12 protein-coding genes are annotated in these 18,802 nt (G+C 43.9%); 1 reads left to right on the top strand and 11 read right to left on the bottom strand.

Going from position 1 to position 18,802, the window contains the following annotated elements; genetic code table 11:
• Positions 1–153 precede the first annotated feature (153 nt).
• The 7 genes from EKM67_RS02020 to rapZ all read right to left on the bottom strand — a co-directional run bounded on the left by EKM67_RS02020 (position 154) and on the right by rapZ (position 10,028).
• Positions 154–1,047 (bottom strand): WxL domain-containing protein, encoded by an 894-nt coding sequence (locus EKM67_RS02020; RefSeq protein ID WP_125576783.1) that lies wholly within the window; start codon positions 1,045–1,047, stop codon positions 154–156.
• Positions 1,048–1,296: 249 nt separating this feature from the next.
• Positions 1,297–2,328 carry a WxL protein peptidoglycan domain-containing protein gene (locus EKM67_RS02015; protein ID WP_125576781.1) on the bottom strand — a complete coding sequence of 344 codons (1,032 nt, stop codon included), beginning with the start codon at positions 2,326–2,328 and terminating at the stop codon, positions 1,297–1,299.
• Positions 2,328–3,365 carry a DUF916 and DUF3324 domain-containing protein gene (locus EKM67_RS02010; RefSeq protein ID WP_225417277.1) on the bottom strand — a complete coding sequence of 346 codons (1,038 nt, stop codon included), beginning with the start codon at positions 3,363–3,365 and terminating at the stop codon, positions 2,328–2,330. The genes EKM67_RS02015 and EKM67_RS02010 overlap by 1 nt, the downstream gene beginning before the upstream one ends.
• A 2-nt stretch (positions 3,366–3,367) precedes the next feature.
• Positions 3,368–6,619, bottom strand: a complete 3,252-nt coding sequence (locus tag EKM67_RS02005) for a lectin-like domain-containing protein (RefSeq protein ID WP_125576779.1) — start codon at positions 6,617–6,619, stop codon at positions 3,368–3,370.
• A 253-nt stretch (positions 6,620–6,872) separates the two neighbouring features.
• A complete protein-coding gene (gene whiA, locus EKM67_RS02000; RefSeq protein ID WP_125576777.1) occupies positions 6,873–7,817 on the bottom strand; it encodes a DNA-binding protein WhiA in 945 nt (314 codons plus the stop codon).
• A 304-nt stretch (positions 7,818–8,121) separates the two neighbouring features.
• Complete coding sequence (locus EKM67_RS01995; RefSeq protein WP_125576775.1) at positions 8,122–9,141, bottom strand: gluconeogenesis factor YvcK family protein; 1,020 nt, start codon at positions 9,139–9,141, stop codon at positions 8,122–8,124.
• Positions 9,138–10,028 carry an RNase adapter RapZ gene (gene rapZ / locus EKM67_RS01990; protein ID WP_125576774.1) on the bottom strand — a complete coding sequence of 297 codons (891 nt, stop codon included), beginning with the start codon at positions 10,026–10,028 and terminating at the stop codon, positions 9,138–9,140. Before rapZ ends, EKM67_RS01995 begins: the two co-directional genes overlap by 4 nt.
• A gap of 326 nt (positions 10,029–10,354) precedes the next feature.
• Here rapZ and EKM67_RS01985 point away from each other — a divergent pair, with 326 nt between their 5' ends.
• Complete coding sequence (locus EKM67_RS01985; protein ID WP_125576772.1) at positions 10,355–10,939, top strand: hypothetical protein; 585 nt, start codon at positions 10,355–10,357, stop codon at positions 10,937–10,939.
• A 131-nt stretch (positions 10,940–11,070) separates the two neighbouring features.
• Here EKM67_RS01985 and EKM67_RS01980 read toward each other — a convergent pair whose 3' ends face one another.
• The 4 genes from EKM67_RS01980 to EKM67_RS01965 form a co-directional block, all read right to left on the bottom strand.
• On the bottom strand, positions 11,071–11,781 hold the full coding sequence (locus EKM67_RS01980; protein ID WP_125576770.1) for a hypothetical protein: 711 nt from the start codon (positions 11,779–11,781) through the stop codon (positions 11,071–11,073).
• A 153-nt stretch (positions 11,782–11,934) separates the two neighbouring features.
• A complete protein-coding gene (gene uvrA / locus EKM67_RS01975) occupies positions 11,935–14,796 on the bottom strand; it encodes an excinuclease ABC subunit UvrA (RefSeq protein ID WP_125576768.1) in 2,862 nt (953 codons plus the stop codon).
• A 2-nt stretch (positions 14,797–14,798) separates the two neighbouring features.
• Positions 14,799–16,799, bottom strand: coding sequence for an excinuclease ABC subunit UvrB (uvrB, locus tag EKM67_RS01970; RefSeq protein WP_125576766.1), 2,001 nt, complete (start codon positions 16,797–16,799; stop codon positions 14,799–14,801).
• 1,166 nt (positions 16,800–17,965) lie between these two features.
• Positions 17,966–18,601 (bottom strand): YfbR-like 5'-deoxynucleotidase, encoded by a 636-nt coding sequence (locus EKM67_RS01965; RefSeq protein ID WP_125576764.1) that lies wholly within the window; start codon positions 18,599–18,601, stop codon positions 17,966–17,968.
• Between the last annotated feature and the right edge of the window lie 201 nt (positions 18,602–18,802).

The raw sequence follows: 18,802 nt of genomic DNA, 5'->3' as shown, positions 1-18,802 counted from the left end.
TATCTTAACCAATTAATTCAACCGACCACGTAAAGAGACCAGGCATGAAATTCATGTCTGGTCTCTTTTGGGTTAGTTTTTTATTTGTGAGTCCCTTAAATATTTCTAGGCTACCACATCAAAGGGGGATTTGATGTGTTTGGAGAGCCTAGACTATTTAATACCTGTTGATAATTGCCAAGTCAATGTCGTTGTGTAAATTGCATTTTCGACAACGGCTGTCGTTGGTAAAGTTAATTGAATATCTGTCTTGTTCCAGCCAAAGACGTTAGCACCCTTACCGTAACCATCTCCTGCTGTTGCAACAGTATGATAAACATCTGTTGATGACAATGGTAATACTATTTTAGTTGAAATTGCTGTAACATCTCTATCAGAGGTACCGATTGAAGCATCGTAACCTTGATCTTGTTCTTCTGCTGTTAACGCAAAGATATCTTGTGTACGACCGTATGCAGTCTTGTCAAACGATAAAACCGCATCGTTAATAGGAACGCCTGCGTTATTACCTTGGTCTGTTTGTTTCTGTAATGAATCGTCAGCTTTAACACTCAATGTCCAAGAACCAGGTTCTGAAGTGTTCTTATCATCGTCTGGATCTTGGATTCGAGTGGCTTGTTTATCAACAACTGTTGCCCAAGCTTTACCTGCAACCTTAGTCAATTGTGTATCTGACGTATTCAGAATAGCAGTTTGGTTGGTGTCGCCACCTTCATAGTTAGGGTGACGATTGTTGTCATCCTTGCTCATATTCTTACCATCAGCCATGAAAATAGGATACTTAGCATAAAATTGTTCATGGTTACCAAAATCTAAAACGTGAGGGACCATTTGTAGACGAAGGTACCCAGTATTACCGTTAGAACTGTTATCACCAAACGAAATACCGACAGTAGTGTTGTCTGTCTGTGGTAATGCAACTCCACCGTTTGCTTCTGCATTGCCTTCTTGCGTGGCCGCAAATGATGCCCCAATTGGCGCCATTGCTAATGCTGATAATACTGTTGCCCCCGCAAGCAGTGTTCCTGTTAATCTCCCGAATTTCATAAGAAATTCCTCCCTTAATTTTGCGCACAAGCGCGTTTTTTATAACTCGCCTACGTTCGTAAGCTGGTTATACAATAGTGATGGGTAGTGCGTCTGGCGATCAATTACATATTGATCGTCTTGAAAGTATTGAAATCCTAATACGTGAGAATGGTAAAAACTATCGTGATCGCGAAGATAATGGCTAGGCAACTGGTAATGCCGATGACGCCCCATTTCACTCGCTTGTATCCGAATTTCTGAATCAGTTTATTCATCATGATCGACTTCCTTCTTCTTGTGCTGATAATGCTTGATCAGTGTGATGATGCAGGCAATTAAGGCCACCGTAATGGCACCTGCGAGAATTAAACTCACTTGTTGGTGTTGCTGATATTGCTTCTTCGAAACGAGTTGAGCTTTTCCTTGTTTGACCAAGAGATAGCGTACCCGCTGCTCGCGATAATCATTTGTCTTAAAATTAAACGTCAATTGATGATAGCCACTAGTCAACCGATAACCTGACAGATCCCAATTCAATTTGAAAGATGAGTCTGGCGCAATTTTCAGTGATTTTTTAGTGACTTGATAATTTAAGAAACCAAATAATTGATGTCGTAATTTTAATTGTGCTTGGCCATCCTCGATCAATAGTGGATCAGCATTGACAACTCTGAATTCAAATGATCTCGGTAATTTCTTTTTCTGGACCAGCGTGACTTTCGTCAGTGCGAGTTGCTGCAAGTTTGCCGGAACCAACTTTTTCCCGTTTAAAACCAAACCAACCGTATAGACGAATCGATTCTCGACTGCGCCTATGCTAGTATCTGCTGCGGAATAAATGTTAATTGCGGCTAGCTTGGTGCCAGCGAACAACTGCTTCTTGGTATGAATATTAATCGGCACATTCTCGGCTTGACCTGCGGCAATTTTCACAGATTCCGGAATCGAAACATATGAGCTACCTGGCTGTGGTAATAATTGCCGATTCGTTTTGGTGAGTGGTTGATAGCTGATACGGCCATCTGTTTCGGTTTGACCATTCACAACTGCTAATTCAACGGTGATCGTTTGTTTGGTCGGATTATAAATTTGAATACTTTCACTGCGTACCTGACCAGCTTTAAGTTGGAGATTGAAATAACCTAGTGATGAGCCGCCAATATTATCCGTTGGCAGTTGCGGTCGAATCGTGAAAGTTGCTGCTTCAGAAGTCGCATCCGTTGCGGCGTTGACCTTGCTCGTCGTTGCTAGAAACAAGCTGAGACTACCAACGGCGAGCATTCTAGTTAGCCAACGCATTAGTGCTTCAACCTCACGACGTAAACGAGAAAGCCACTCGAGATCGCCAACAAGGCGCCACTGACAATTGCCCCGTAAAACCAATGATTGATCGGTTTTTGCATGGCTTGTTCGTTGATTGTTTTCACAGCGCTATCGGCAACGGTAAACTTCTTGTTGAACTGCCAAGTGTGCGGAAACTTGTTGAAAAAAGTGAGGCCTTTGACTTTCACCTGAATCTCATAATCGCCTGGCTTCAAGGCATCGTAACTCCAAGAAATCGGAATGTTCAACAAAGAATTGGGTGCGATGCTGAGATTAGTTGCTTTGTAAACGTGTTTGGAACCATTGAATCCTTTTTGCAGAATCGTCGCGTCCACACTCGCCTTCGTAATTGCCATGGGCTGTGTGTTGCGCAGTTTAATTCCCATAGCTGGATGACGTCGATATAGAATTGGTGCCGTTTCGCCATAACTCAGCTTGGGATAAACTTCATAATCTGTCCCGCGCAGAACCACCCCCACAGAGTAGGAATAATTACTGGTCGTGGCGGTTGTTTTTGTATCTGGTTTCAACCGTTCGAGAAAATGCCAGTCGCCATAAATCATACCTTTGTAGCCGGCTTTGGGCATTTTGATCGTCGTCGACAACATCTTCGTCTCGCCAGCTTTCAGAACAATCTTTTGATCACCCTTAGTCAGCGTGGCAATTTGCGTGAATGATGTTTTTAAACTCTTGTCGAGCAACGAACTATCTGTAGTGAAATCGATATTGCCACCCATTTGCGTATAAGCATTACGCAGGGAACTTTCAACCGTAATTTTCTTGTTGGAAAAATTCTGGATCCGCATCTGAATCACACGAGTGCTGTCCGGTTTCAAAAGTAAATCGAAATAATTAAGGCTGGCATTGACCTGTTCCTCCGGTAAAATCGGTTGAATTTCAAAATCAGCAGTTTGCGTTTGCACATCTGCATGCACAATTGTTTGTTGACCGAGAATAATTCCCAGAAATAGGCTGAGACCGATCATCCAACTGAATACGCGTTTCTCCATCATAATTATTCCCCCCCAGGAGCAAGTATTAATGACCAAGTTAAGACTGACTTATACTCGGTTTTGTAGCGCTTAGTTGTTGCGGGTACATGCAAGCCAATGCTCTGACTTGCGGTTGCATTTTCGCCAAATTCATAACGCCAAATATGATAACCTGAATTATCGTATTTCGTATTTTCTGGATCGGCAACGCCGTTTTCTATCGCGTCGAAATAGTGTCCGACTTTAGGCATGGTCAAGATCGACGTTGCCTCGGCTTTTGGTGTTAAGCTAAACGCGTCTTTTAAAACTACGCCGGTATCATTGGTCGTTGCACCACTTGTATCTGCATCGGTTGGAAAACTCGGATCCAGATCATCATCTGTGGTGAGTGAGGTCGTGGATTTGAAAGTGCCATTTTTAAAATTCAATTGCGCATCCGTGAGCTCGTGTGCAACTTGTAAATTCGCATCAGCATTAGTTGGATCGGCTTCTGATTTGAACTGATCTTCTTGTTGCACGTTCAAAGTCCAGCCATCGATTCCGTAATAGTCCGCAATGGTGATGCCGTGCGGAATCGACTCACCGGTTTCGGACTTGCCTGCGGGCAGATTATACGTTTTATCGATATTCTGCGCTGGAAAAGTTCCGAAATTCCACGTTTTTTCCGTCCTCAGTCCGATCATCGCGCGTTCATATCGATAAGTAATAATTTGCGTCTCCGCAGTGATTGCAGGATTATATTTTTCTGCTTGACTATAGGTTGCTTGCGTCAAGTCGCCGTCGGTTGTGTAATCAACCACCGCCCAACCAGGAACTGTTTTAGGACGGTAATTTTCTGCTGACAATTCACTGACCGGCGTTCCGACTGGACCCTCGACGGTTGCTTCACTAGCGACGGTTGTAGGATCACTCATCTCAGATTGGCGATCGACATAGCGGAAAATAATTTTGCCAGAAAGCGATTGGCGCGTGATCGACGTGATATTCGAGGTAATTTCATCACCAGTCGCCGGTTTAATCGTAGCCTGATTATCGATCGTGGCCGGCGCATTTTCTGGCGCAGTTTTATCGTTCACGGTTGCTTTGAAACGGATTTGGAACTGAGCGCCTAACTTAATTGCTTCCGGGAATGAAATCGTCTGATCTGCTTGAAATTCGGTGTCATCATAATCGCGGAACGTCCCGTTATCACTAGGTCCAGAAACCTGTAGCGAACCCGCAACATAATCATGACGAATATCTAACAAGTCGCTGAGCTTCCCAGTATAAATCCCGGTCATATTCTTGTAAGTCAACTGGTAATCGATCGTGTCACCAACGTCGGCTGTGGTCGTGGTCGTCCACGTCGCGTCCGTTTCTTTTTCGTTCTTCAATTCTTTGGTCAGCGCCAATTTTTCGGGCTCGTCGATTTTTTGGTAGTAATAATTAACGTGATAAGTCTGCGTTCCCGAAAAAGTGCCTTGATCTTTCTGATCCGCCGTATCGGCATCGAACTTTTCAATATAGTGGTATAAATTACCATCTTTTTGAATCCACTCCGGACGATCAGTCGCCGCATTCCACGCCGCCCCGATTTTACCCGTCAACTTCTGCTGATCCGCAATAACCGCATTAGTTCCGTCTTCAAGAAAATTAACTTCAACCGGCATTGGCATCAACCGATTGATCGTCGTCGTGTTCGAGGTGATCGAAGTTCCAGTTGTCGGAATCACTGTGGCCTGGTTCGGAATACTTTGCGGATTAGTAGTCGTCGTTAATTTATCATTGACTGTTGCTTGAAAACGCACTTTGAAACTCTGACCAGATAAAATATCATAAGGAAAATCAATCAGGTTATTGGTTACAAAACCCGTATCCGGTAATGTGACAAATTCCCCGTTAGTATCAAGCGTGGCGATTTGGAGCGAATTCTTAACGTAATCATGACGTGCATCTAAGGTATCTTTGATTTGACCCTTGCTAATGCCAGTCAAGTTGGTGTAAGTCATTTCATAACTGACCACGTCGCCCACATTAGCTGTCGTTGTCGTCGCGTAATTAGGATCTGGCGTCGTCATATTTTTAACTTGTTTAGTCAGGACATAATTTTCTGGTGGCACTTTTTTCTCATAGAGGTACGTGATCGTTCGCGTAGTTGCGTCGAACGTCCCTTTATCCAGCTGACCAGTCGGCGTCGTCGTGTATTCACCGGTGTAGTGATACCAGACACCGCTAACTTGAATCCAATCTTGCCGACGCGTCGAACCATCCCAAGCCTCGCCAAGTTCCCCGTTCATAGTAACTGGCGTGGTTAAAACGATGTTAGTCCCTTTTTCCACAAAGTTTAAAGTGACCGGTGCAGCCGTTTGGGGAAGCTTGTCAACACTGACAGCCTGAAAAGTTGCATATGCACCCGTGGCACCCGTATAGCCAAAGTAGACATGATCACTCTTGAAATAAGTCTGCACATTATCTACGTGGAAGGTTTGAGTTGGATAAGTACCTTGCCCATCGACCTGTTCACCGAAGGTATAGGTCAAATCGCCACCTAAAACACGAATCCCATTTGTGTAAGTTATTTTTGGCATCCAAGAAACTGAAAACTTCCGCCACTTGTTATTCGCTAATGGAAAAGATAAATTTCCGAGTAAATACTGGAGATGTTTCAGGTCTTTCGAATTGTTCGAAGAAACCAAACGTGGCTGTACAACGGCAATATGACCAACTAACGATGGATCCACTGTCGTCCAAGGAATATCGACATCAAAAAGATCATCGGCTTTACCAGGAATGTTATTCCACCAATCATCCATTTCAATTGCTAAAGCATTTTGAACATAGTTGGTATCGATCTTCCCGCTATTGATCCAACCGTAAGGATAGACGCCCAACCCACCAGCCTTCGAGCCATATGCGCTTTGCCCACGTGAATCATTTTGAAGAACAAAAGCCATACCATCCGCAACTGATCCCTGCTTATCGCCAAGGTAATGCCAGGTGTTATACGTGAATGATTGGTTAAGATCAATCTTATTCTTTGACCAAATACTACCTGATTGTTGCGATTTACTTGGTGTAACGACAATTGCTTGTTGATAATTGGTCATGAAATCGGAATTACCGAATCTGGGATTGATAACAAACTGGTCTTTGATGTTCAGCGTCGATGCCGGTGGTGCTGGAACACTACCGGGTTTTGCAACTGCGGCTGAAACACTATTCACTGGAAAAAGTGTAAACAAAATAAAGATAACTAATGTTTGAACTAGCGCACGAAAAATTTTACTGCGAGTCATTGACTTCTTCCCCCGTCATGCTGAACGAACAAGTAATTAGGTCCCCCAACCATTAATACATTACCTGTTAACGTTTTATTTATCTGGTTTGATTATACTTCATACACCACATGTTGTGGTGGTCAGAAATTAACCACTACTGGTCAATTTCTGACTACAGTAAGCGTCATCATTGATCTATTAGCCTTTTAGAATATAAAAATAACATCCACAAATTTCTATGGATGTTATTTTAAGGGTTGCTTTTTTAATTCTAAGCGGATTCGGCTTGCATTTTCTCAGCCATCTCGTTTAATTTACGTAAGCGGTGATTGATGCCTGACTTGGAAATCGCGCCGCTGGGGACGAGCACGCCTAATTCACCTAGTGTTTTTTCTGGGTAAGTTAGCCGCAACTCGGCAATTTCTCGCAGCTTCTGTGGCAGCGATTCGAACCCGATCGTACCGGCTAAATACTTGATGTTTTCAATTTGCTTCGTTGCCGCATCGATGGTCTTATTCATATTCGCATTCTCGCAATTAACCAGTCGATTGACCGAATTGCGCATGTCACGAACGATCCGAATATCTTCAAACTTCAACATCGCATTCGTCGCACCGATCACTTGCAAAAAATCGGCGATCCGTTCCGCTTCCTTGAGGTAACTAATGTAGCCGCTGCGCCGTTCGGAAGTTTTGGCGTGCAAGTCGAAATTATTCATTAACTGCAAAATATCGGCATTGTGCGTCTCGTACAAAGAATAAATTTCCAGATGATAACGACTGGTCTCAGGATTGTTCACACTCCCCCCTGCCAAAAACGCACCGCGCAAATAAGAACGGCTCAATTGATCATCGGTCATGATCCAACCGGGAATGTGGGCATTGATCGTCAACTGATCACCGCCCATAATATCCAAATCCTGTAAAATCATCATCGCTTGACGATTGATCCGCACAATATATTGATTATTTTTTTTGAGTTTCATTTTACGCTGAACAGATAATTCAGCTTCGACTTTATAAACAAGCTTGATCAACGAATAAATTCGCCGCGCCGTCGCCGGATTTTCAGTTTGCACATTGAGCGTAAACTGATGATTACCGATCGACAGCGACCCATTCATCCGCAACAAAGCCGCCAATTCAGCACGGGCATGTGCAGGATGAACCTCTAAGAGCGTCAACTCTTTCTTAACATCACTCGCATAAGATGCCATTGTGCACATCCTTTCTAAGTTGTGAGAGCAGACAGTCAGCTCGAACACGATTGTGTTGTGAGTAGCCATGGGTTGAAATTGAGCATTAACTCTGAGAGATGATAAAATCCGCTTTTTGGATTTCATCATCTCGCAAGTTAAGCGGAAATTTCAATGGCTACGAACACGTTTAAGTTGTGAGCCATCACGGGTTGAAATCAATGGCTAAGTCGACAATAACTAAAATCTTGGCCTTAAGATTTTAGTTATTGTCACTTAGGCAGTGATTTCAGTGATGGCGAACACATTTACGTCAAAAGTAATATCATTTATTGATATGTTGAAACGCGCGATTCAGAATTTCCGTCGCAACTTTATCCCCATCGTGGAAAACCCCGTGGTCATGCAACGAGAGAAAATTATCGGAAATAATACAATCACATTGTTTTTGTAACCCAGCAAAATCATGCTTGACTTGCAGTAGGTATTCATCGTATTTATGGTAATCTAGATCGCCCGGTTTAACTTTTTCTGAATTGATCAGTACGGTGTTCACAAATTTACCGCCTAAATGCTCGTTGATGACGCGCACATGTTCGGCATCTGTGAAGCGTTCCGTTTCGCCCTTCTGGGTCATGATATTGCAGACATAAATTAATTCGGCGTGGCTCTGACAAACTGCTTCGCCGAGATTTTTGATCATTAAGTTTGGTAAAATACTCGTGAACAAACTCCCTGGTCCTAAAACGATCACGTCCGCTTCTTGAATCGCATTGATCACGGGTGGAACCGCCTGGGGTGTTTCTTCGGGTGTGTCTGTATCCGTCACCCACACATGCTTGATCTGCTTGCGTTGACCGGAAATTTCCGTCTCGCCCGCCGCAATCGTGCCATCCATAAACTCCGCGTTTAGCGTCAACGGTTCGTTGGAAGCGGGGAAAACATGCCCATCAACGTTCATCATCGTGGATAACGTCTGGACGGCATCGAAAATATTGCCGCGCATTTCTGTCAGCGCCGCAATAATTAGATTACCAATCGCATGCCCCGCGAAAAAAGCATCCTTACTGTCAAATCGATATTGAAAAATATCTAAAAACGACGGCGAAGAATCAGACAGCGACACTAGAACATTACGGATATCTCCAGGTGGCACAACGTTGATATAATTGCGGATAATGCCTGACGAACCACCATCATCTGCGACGGTCACGATTGCAGTCACATCCGCATTTTGTTTGCGTAAGCTATTTAAAATAACCGGTAATCCAGTTCCGCCGCCGATGACGACGACTTTAGGACGGCGGCCCTTGATGACTCGAACAATTCGATTATCTGAACTCATGAGCGATTCACCGTTTCCTTCCGCTTATCCAGATCACGGTGCGTAATATCGACTGGATATTTTTGTTCGATCAAATCTTTGCCTAGTCGTTGCGCTAATGCGACCGAACGGTGTTGACCGCCCGTACAACCGATAGCGATCGTTAGACTGGTTTTGCCTTCTTTGACATAGCCCGGCATCGCGGTTTGCAACAGGGCAATCAATTGTTGATAGAAAGTTTCGGCGGTGGGCTGATCGAACACATATTTAGCAACGGCAGGATCAAGACCCGTCTTCGGTTTGAATTCAGGCACATAATAAGGATTCGGCAAAAAGCGGACGTCCAAAACAATATCGGCATCAATGGGCAGTCCATATTTAAATCCGAAAGACATTACTTCAATATGAAAAGTGGGAACGTTAGCGATTTTAAAGTTATCGAAAATTTCTTCACGTAATTGGCGCGGCGACAAACTGGTGGTGTCGACGATCAACTGGGCGCGATTTTTCATTTCTTGCATCAGTGCGCGTTCTTTGACGATACCATCCATTAAGCGGCCTTCCATGGCCAAGGGATGTGAACGGCGTGTCTCTTTATAGCGGCTGACCAATTCTTCGTTAGAAGCGTCGAGAAACAGGATTTTAGTGGTGACAAAATTCGTGTTCTCCAATCCAGACAGCATGGAAATGATCTCGTCGTAAAAAGCGCGCGACCGAATATCGATCACCAACGCGATCTTGGTGATTTTACCAGATTCCTTCACCAATTCCCAAAACTTGGGCAACAAATTCGGTGGCATATTATCCACACAAAAATAACCTAAATCTTCAAAGGACTGGATGGCAACTGTTTTCCCGGCGCCACTCATCCCAGTTATGATCACTAAATTTAATGTATCAGGCTTCATTGCATTGCTCCCTCGTTTAACTCAAACCGACATTAGCCACAAATAATTTTTAAAACAATCCGGGCGTTTCATTTATCATTCTATCCTAGTCGTGTTCATTAAGCAACTAAATAGAAATCAGCCTCTTTCAGAACCGCTGGGAAAAATATTCAATGAAAAATAACACGCTGATATTTTTATGCCACATTATGTCGTCTAGATTTGTTAAACTACGAATAGTTACCAAATCGGTAAGAAAATTGTCGATCGGTCACCACAACTAACCGATGGAAAAGTAACAGAGGTTTTAAGGTCATCCCATTTTAAAAGCATAGAGGAGAAATCAAATGTCAATAAATTATCGAGATTTAGATAGTTGGGCTTACTGGCAAGCGCCTGCAAATGCCGACGAAATTTCATCAATTGAAGCATTACAGCAAGCCTTTCATCAAGCTTACGTCCCCGGATTTCCTGCTGGAATCGATACAGCTGCCATGGATGCAAAATTACCCGAAGTTAAATATGTTTTTATCGGCTTGAATTCTGGTAACGCCGGACCAATACCAGAATTATTCGGCAATTTCCACGGTAAAGCGAATAGTGGCGATTATCGTTTAGCAACAATTACTTACGGCACGGCAGCCTGGGGTGCTTTCATGACTGATCTGGTTCCGATCCGCGAGAGTAAATCGAGCGCAGTGACCATCGAAGAAGCCAGTGCACAGAATTTATTATCACATTTGGCTAAGCTCGGCATTCCCGAATCTGCGACGTTGATTGCTTTAGGCAAGGCTGTTTACACGGCACTTGACGGCCACATCCCCACGACACGTCACTTAGAACAACTCATGCATTATTCATTGGTCAATGGCCACTGGAATGCGGCTGCAGAATCCGCGAAAATACAAGCTATTATTGCTAAAAGCAACTGATTTCAAATTACTAAAATTTTAGCATGAACATGATCAATTAAGAGAAACAAAACAAAGACAGCCAACAAAATAAATTGTTGGCTGCCTTTTTGCATCGTTCAGGTTGGGACAATTATGTGATACTTAAAAAATTAACCGTTGAAAACATCGTTGCTCCGTTCGCGCATCAACCATTCAGGAACATTAGCCAGTTGTGCGGCTAAATTCGTGGAAAGATTCAACCGAGCTGCTTTGACCAAAGTTTTCTGATTGAGTGGCTCAATGACGTCGAGTCGTTCTTGATTGAGATCGATTGCTAATGAAACCGTTCTTTGCACAAGGTCATCAGGCAACAATAACGTCGCTGCCATTTTGTCGACAGTCCATTTCTTCATTGTTTCCGTGTTTTCGCTGAAGTCAGGAACATATTCAGCAATGTGCAAAATATAAGTGGCTAATCCCTGGCCGACTAGCCAAGCTTGCTCTTGAGCAGTGACCCGGTGATCCTTAACGATCAGCGAAGCCGCCACTGCACGCCAAGATCGACCGACCACTTGTTTTTGCGGAACTAGCGCGAAGTCTTTTTGTAATTCACTACTGTAATTGATGCGGATTTGTAAACTTGCGGCCAACGCCTGAAGATCGACGTAGGTGCTGGTGCTCGACAACCGCACCCGACCAAGATAATCAATCATCGTGGGGAAATCCCGAATGATTTCGGGGTAAATGTATTGACCGGAAATCAGCACATCTTCATCGGGTTCATTGACTTCGCTCCCAGATGAGGACGGCGAATCGTTTTGTGCTGGCTGTACCGCGTGACGCTTTGCGATTTCTTCATCGGATTCTGTTTCTCGACTCATTTTTTTAGCCCCCGCTTAAATGTCATTTCATCAATTCCATTTTAACAAAAATAAACGTCATAATGTGGCTAAATTAAATTGATCCCGCGGAAAATCTGCAAGAAAAAAGTGAGCTTCAAAATTCGAGGCTCACTTCAAGACACGCTTTAATCACTATTTATTTTTAGCAGCCGCTTCGATCGTGCGGGCACGATCTCGTTCGAGGACCGGCTTCAAATACTGCCCCGTATAACTAGCCTTAACTTCGGCAACTTCTTCCGGCGTACCAGTGGCGACGATCTCGCCACCGCCCTCGCCGCCTTCTGGCCCGAGGTCGATCAAATAATCGGCCGTCTTGATCACGTCCAGATTATGTTCGATGATCAAAACCGTGTTACCATCATCCACCAAACGATTCAGAACCACTAGCAAACGTTTGATATCATCGGAATGCAGTCCCGTTGTAGGTTCATCCAAGATATAAAAATTATGGCCTGGAGATTGTTTGTGTAATTCTGAAGCCAGCTTCATGCGTTGAGCCTCACCACCAGATAAAGTCGTTGCCGACTGTCCCAATTGTACATAGCCTAAGCCGACATCAACGATCGTTTGTAATTTCCGCCGGATTTTGGGAATGGCTGAGAAATAACCTAACGCTTCGGAAACGGTCATCTTCAAAACATCGGCAATATTTTTGCCTTTGTAGGTGACTTCCAATGTTTCTGAATTATAGCGCGTGCCGTGACAAACCTCGCAGGGCACGTAAACATCGGGCAGGAAATTCATTTCGATCTTGATGATCCCATCGCCCTTGCAGGCTTCGCAGCGACCACCCTTCACGTTGAAACTGAACCGACCCTTCGCATAACCACGCAATTTTGCTTCATTCGTTTGCGAAAACAAACCGCGAATATCATCGAAGACGCCAGTATAAGTTGCAGGATTACTTCGCGGTGTGCGACCGATCGGGCTCTGATCAATATCGATCAGGCGATCAATATTTTTCCAGCCTTGAATACCTTGATATTTACCCGGCTTATTAGAATTACGATTGATTTTCTGTGCTAACGCACGTTTCAAAATCGAATTCACTAACGTTGACTTACCTGAACCGGAAACGCCGGTGACGACGACAAACTCACCCAGCGGAAACTCAACGTCGATATCTTTCAAGTTATGCTCTGCGGCACCAAGAATTTTAACCGTTTTGCCATTACCAGGCCGACGCGTTAATGGTACCGGCACAAATCGCTTACCTGATAAATATTGGCCAGTCAAAGATTTGGCCGTTCTGGCAACTTGCGCGGGCGTACCAGCAGCCATTACGTGACCACCATCATCGCCAGCGCCAGGGCCGATATCGATCAAATAATCGGCAGCCCGCATCGTATCTTCATCGTGTTCGACGACGATCAACGTGTTCCCAAGATCGCGCATTTTTTTCAGCGAGCCGATCAAACGATCATTGTCGCGTTGATGCAAGCCGATCGAAGGTTCGTCTAGAATGTACATGACCCCAGAAAGGTTCGAACCGATTTGAGTCGCCAACCGAATTCGCTGTGCTTCACCACCGGATAAAGTAGCGGCAGCCCGCGACAACGTCAAATAATCGAGACCCACGTTCAACAAGAAAGTTAAACGGTCAGTGACTTCTTTCAAAATTGGTTTGGCAATCGTTTCGTTTTGTTCAGAAAAATTAACTTGTTGAAAAAATGGGAGTGCATCTTTGATGGCATAAGTAGAAACTTGGGCAATATCTTTCTGTCCCACTTTAACCGCCAGTGCTTGCCGATTTAAACGCGCACCATGACAAGTTTGGCAAGTGAGCTCGGTCATATATTGGCGCATCACTTGACGAGTGAAGTCGCTATTTGTTTCCTTGTAGCGGCGTTCGACGTTATTCATGACGCCTTCAAATTCAACATCGACATCGCGAACACCGCCGAAATCATTTTCATAATGGAAATGGAACTTTTTATCGCCATTACCATATAAAACGATGTTGCGTTGGCGTTCAGTCAATTTACTGAACGGTTTGTCCATATTGATCTTAAATGCATGCGCTGCTTGCGATAATAATTCCGGATAATACTGTGAACTAATTGGATTCCAAGGCGCAATTGCTCCTTGATTTAACGTTAAGCTTGGATCAGGTACGACCAAGTCAAAATCGACTTCTAATTTAACGCCGAGCCCATCACAATCTGGGCAGGCACCAAATGGCGCGTTGAATGAGAATAACCGTGGCTCCATTTCGCCGACGGTAAATCCACACAATGGGCAGGCATAATGCTCGGAGAAAATTAACATCTCGCCACCGATGACGTCCACATTGGCATAGCCTTCAGATAAACGCAATGCCGCTTCCAGCGAATCAAATAAACGTGAACGGATCCCATCTTTGATCACTAATCGATCGACGACGATATCAATGTCATGCTTTTTATTTTTATCTAATTCAATGTCATCAGTTACTTCATGAGCTTCACCGTCGACACGCATCCGCACATAGCCTTCGCGCTTGATCTTATCGAAGGCTTTCTTATGCTGACCTTTTTTACCGCGAACGATCGGTGCAAAAATTTGCACGCGAGATTTTTCGGGTAACTTCAAGACGCGATTGACCATTTGATCGACCGTTTGGCTGGAAATCACCGTGCCATCGTTGGGACAAATCGGCGTTCCGACTCTAGCCCAAAGCAGACGCAAATAGTCGTTGATTTCCGTCACGGTTCCCACCGTTGAACGCGGATTTTTCGACGTGGTTTTCTGATCAATGGAAATTGCCGGGCTCAATCCATCGATCGAATCGACATCGGGTTTATCCATTTGGCCAAGAAATTGACGGGCATAGGCAGATAAACTTTCAACGTAGCGACGTTGGCCTTCTGCATACAGCGTGTCAAAAGCTAACGAGCTTTTTCCTGAACCTGATAAACCAGTGACCACCACCAATTTATCACGCGGAATGGTGACATCAATATTTTTTAAGTTGTGAGCGCGTGCGCCATGGATGACGATTTTGTCGTTAGCCAAATTTATTCCACCTCAGTTTTTAATTCGAGCAATGCATCACGTAAGTTGGCGGCATTCTCGAAATCGAGTTTCTTCGCCGCTTCTTCCATTTGTTGGGTCAGACTCTTGATCAAAACTTTCTTCTCGTCTTTGGTCATTTCGTCGAAGTTGACCGACTCTTCGGTCAAATCATCGGAATTATCCGCCTTCTTCGTCGCTTGAATCGCGGCGCGAATTGGCTTGATGATCGTTGTCGGTGTGATGTGATGCTCTTCATTGAATTTCTCTTGAATATCACGACGACGTTGCGTTTCATCGATGGCAATTTTCATTGAATCGGTCATTTTATCGGCGTACATAATCACCTTACCGTGTGAATTACGCGCTGCCCGTCCGATTGTCTGGATCAGAGGCCGTGCCGAACGCAAGAAGCCTTCCTTATCCGCATCCAAAATCGCAACCAACGAAACTTCGGGCACATCGATCCCTTCACGCAACAAGTTGATCCCAATCAAAACATCGAACTTGCCTAAACGCAAGTCGCGCAAAATTTCGGTCCGCTCCAATGTCTTGATATCACTATGCAGATACTTGACTTTAATGCCTAAATCTTTCAAATAATCGGTTAAATCTTCAGCCATTTTTTTCGTCAAGGTGGTGACAAAAACACGTTCATTCTGTTCGGCGTGTTGATTGATCTCACCGACTAAATCGTCGATCTGACCCATGATCGGCCGCACTTCGACTTTCGGATCCAATAGACCAGTCGGACGAATAACCTGTTCAATTTTTTCATCGGTTTGCGCCAATTCATAAGGACCAGGTGTCGCCGAAACATACAAGATCTGCTTGACATGTTGCTCAAACTCTTCCAGCTTCAACGGACGATTATCCAAGGCGCTGGGCAGACGGAATCCGTAATCTACTAACATTTGCTTCCGTGCGCGGTCACCATTATACATCCCACGAATCTGTGGCATCGTCACGTGCGATTCATCGATCATGATATTAAAATCTGGTGGGAAGAAATCGATCAAGGTAAATGGTGGCTCGCCTTCCGCGCGGCCTTCCATATGACGCGAATAATTCTCGATACCAGATGTATAACCCATCTCTTGCATCATTTCGATATCATAAGTCGTCCGCTGTTCCAACCGCTGTGCTTCTAGCAACTTGTTCTGCGACTTCAACTCTTTCAAACGACCATCCAATTCGGCTTGGATCCGTTTAACGGCCTCGGTCATCTGCACATCGTTGGTCATGAAATGCGTCGCTGGGAAAATTGACACTTGTTCGCGCTCGCCGATCACTTCACCAGTCAGTGCATCCACTTCAACGATCCGATCGATTTCGTCACCAAAGAGTTCAACGCGCAAGGCATGATCATCACGTGATGCTGGGAAAATTTCGACCACATCGCCGTGCACACGAAAACGACCACGTTGAAAGTCAATATCATTGCGGTCAAACTGCAAGCTGACTAACTGACGCAGTAAATCATTACGCTCGATCTGCATGCCTTCTCGCAACGAAAGCACACTATCCTGATACTCACGCGGATCACCTAACCCGAAAATAGAAGAAACTGAGGCAATCACGACCACGTCATTGCGTTCCAATAATGAACTAGTCGTCGAATGACGCAGTTTATCGATTTCATCATTGATCGACGAATCTTTTTCGATATACGTATCACTTGAAGGCACGTAAGCCTCTGGTTGATAATAATCATAATAACTGACGAAATATTCCACACGATTATGCGGGAAAAATTCCTTAAACTCGCCATATAATTGACCAGCCAAAGTTTTATTATGAGAAATGATCAACGTGGGTTTATTCAAGTTAGCAATCACGTTGGCCATGGTAAAAGTTTTACCAGTCCCCGTGGCACCTTCCAAAATCTGATATTTATTGCCCGACTTGAAGTCATTGGTGATCTGTTCGATTGCCTGACCCTGATCTCCAGCTGGCTTATATTTAGAAACTAATTCGAAATGATGATTTGTTTCGCGATTAAACAAACTATTTCTCCCCTCGAAATTGCACGGTAACTTGACTGATTAGGATAAAAACAAGCGTCACAAAACGGCATAATGAACACAAAAACCCTTTTCGAGCCACAGGGGCTAAGAAGGGCTGTTCAAATTATTCTAATCATAAAAATGTTGGTTTGGTGTGTTTACTTATTGGTTTATTTGTTTTGAAAATACAACTGTAATTTTAACATAGCGAACATATTTTCGCTATAATTTTGTCTAGGAATTTCTTGGGGTGCTTTGGGGGATTTTGTTGGTTTTATTTTATGTAGTTTTATGGTGGAAAAACTTGGGATTTTCGATTGAGTGGATTTTTTGTGGTTCCGGCGAAATTTGTGGTGGGAACTGGGAAACTGCTGTGGGGACGGCTCCAAGCTTTTGGAAATACGCCAAAAGTTTTCCGCCTGAAATGTGAGCTCCGGAAAACCGCCGGATCTCACATTTCCCCATTTTGTAAATTCGCCAAAACCGCTCATTAACAAAATTGCCACTGCAGTCCCAGTTCCCACCACAAATTTTGCCTATTCTACTCCGAAGAGCTCGATATGTTTGGGTTACAGATTTAATTTGTCATTCTAATTTGAACAACAATATTTTTTTCAACGCGTAAAACAAAAATTGGTAATCTAGATACACGACCAATTTAAAAATAGGCGCAAGATATAGATAGAAGCCCTTTGTTACGGGATTTCAAGGCTATTCTGCGCCTATTTTAAAATTTGTCGTGTCCTATTACGCACAGATTTGAAATTCATCACTTTTTTTATTTTGTTATTCAGAGTAAAGGCTACATTGTAAATCAACTTCCAGGAACCCAGCTGTTCATTTCCTACGCTAAACAAAATAAGTTTAGGTCGAAAGTGCTGGGGCAGGCAGTCGTGGCAGTGACAACCATGTTGGCGGGCCGTTTTTGCCCGCCTTACATGGTGGATCGATTCGAGATTTTGCCGGTTTTGCAAAAGCTCAAATCGAAGCTCGGAACTTTTCCCGAACTTGGAAAAGTGGAGAGCGGTCCCACAAGCCAACGTACTGCCTGCCCCAGCACTTTCGACCGAAGGTAGATTGTTTTCAAGATGTCACATTTTCATCGTAAAAATTTTCGCACTTGGAAAAGCGGAGAGCTGTCCCACAGCACTTTCGCCGAAAGACGCCTAATTATTTTTCAATAATTCCTGCGTCAACGCGACCAATCGTTCTTTATCCGCAAACTCCTCGTTCAACAGATCTGGCAAAATATCACTCAAGAAATATTGCACCGAATTCAATTCCTTGAAGCGGATGATCGTCGTGATACTTTCGCGAAAGATATCCAAATAAACGGTTTGTGGATTGCCCTTCTGAATTTCGCCGAATGACTCATACAGCAGATCAACTTTATCGGACACCGACAAAATTTTGCCTTCCAATGTGTCATCTTTGCCTTCTGACAAACGACGCGCATAACGTTTCTGCAGAAATTCTGGAATTTCATTGTCGATAAAATTCTGCGTCATGCGATCTTCAACGCCTGCAAGTTGTTTGCGTAATTCGTGGGTCGCATATTTGACTGGCGTTTTAATATCGCCGATAAAACGCTCGGTATAGTCATGATTCAGGGCCTTTTCGTAGAGTCGCTGCCAATTCACCGACTCGCCATTTTCCTCTTCGATATCCCCCAATAGTTGGGCGATTTCGGCAACTTTGAATGAGTGTGCAGCCACCGTGTGCTCTTGATATTTAAAAAATCCCGGTGCGCGGTTCAATGTTTCCAGATTAGACAAACCTTGAATATATTCATGCATTCCCATAGAAAAATCCCCCTGCCGGTTTAAAATAGAATTAAAGCTAAATTTTTTCTATCTTATCACTTTCGAGGAGGATGTACAAAGATGAAGCTATCAAGATACTAAATATTACTATTCTGATATCCTGAATTTTAGTCCGGCTATACTCCTACTTAAGTAGACAAGCAAATAATCAAAGCTTGTACACTTAGGAAGGAGTTTTTT

It is taken from the genome of Lapidilactobacillus mulanensis (genome assembly GCF_003946215.1).
GTDB lineage: Bacteria > Bacillota > Bacilli > Lactobacillales > Lactobacillaceae > Lapidilactobacillus > Lapidilactobacillus mulanensis.
The sequence above is the reverse complement of the archived record's forward strand: the minus strand, read 5'-3'. Positions and strand labels throughout refer to the sequence as shown.

What these genes read in the sequence shown, in the direction of transcription:
- EKM67_RS02020 (WP_125576783.1), bottom strand. Translation starts at nt 1,047, where the DNA reads ATGAAATTCGGGAGATTAACAGGAACACTGCTTGCGGGGGCAACAGTA.
- EKM67_RS02015 (WP_125576781.1), bottom strand. Translation starts at nt 2,328, where the DNA reads ATGCGTTGGCTAACTAGAATGCTCGCCGTTGGTAGTCTCAGCTTGTTT.
- EKM67_RS02010 (WP_225417277.1), bottom strand. Translation starts at nt 3,365, where the DNA reads ATGATGGAGAAACGCGTATTCAGTTGGATGATCGGTCTCAGCCTATTT.
- EKM67_RS02005 (WP_125576779.1), bottom strand. Translation starts at nt 6,619, where the DNA reads ATGACTCGCAGTAAAATTTTTCGTGCGCTAGTTCAAACATTAGTTATC.
- whiA (WP_125576777.1), bottom strand. Translation starts at nt 7,817, where the DNA reads ATGGCATCTTATGCGAGTGATGTTAAGAAAGAGTTGACGCTCTTAGAG.
- EKM67_RS01995 (WP_125576775.1), bottom strand. Translation starts at nt 9,141, where the DNA reads ATGAGTTCAGATAATCGAATTGTTCGAGTCATCAAGGGCCGCCGTCCT.
- rapZ (WP_125576774.1), bottom strand. Translation starts at nt 10,028, where the DNA reads ATGAAGCCTGATACATTAAATTTAGTGATCATAACTGGGATGAGTGGC.
- EKM67_RS01985 (WP_125576772.1), top strand. Translation starts at nt 10,355, where the DNA reads ATGTCAATAAATTATCGAGATTTAGATAGTTGGGCTTACTGGCAAGCG.
- EKM67_RS01980 (WP_125576770.1), bottom strand. Translation starts at nt 11,781, where the DNA reads ATGAGTCGAGAAACAGAATCCGATGAAGAAATCGCAAAGCGTCACGCG.
- EKM67_RS01965 (WP_125576764.1), bottom strand. Translation starts at nt 18,601, where the DNA reads ATGGGAATGCATGAATATATTCAAGGTTTGTCTAATCTGGAAACATTG.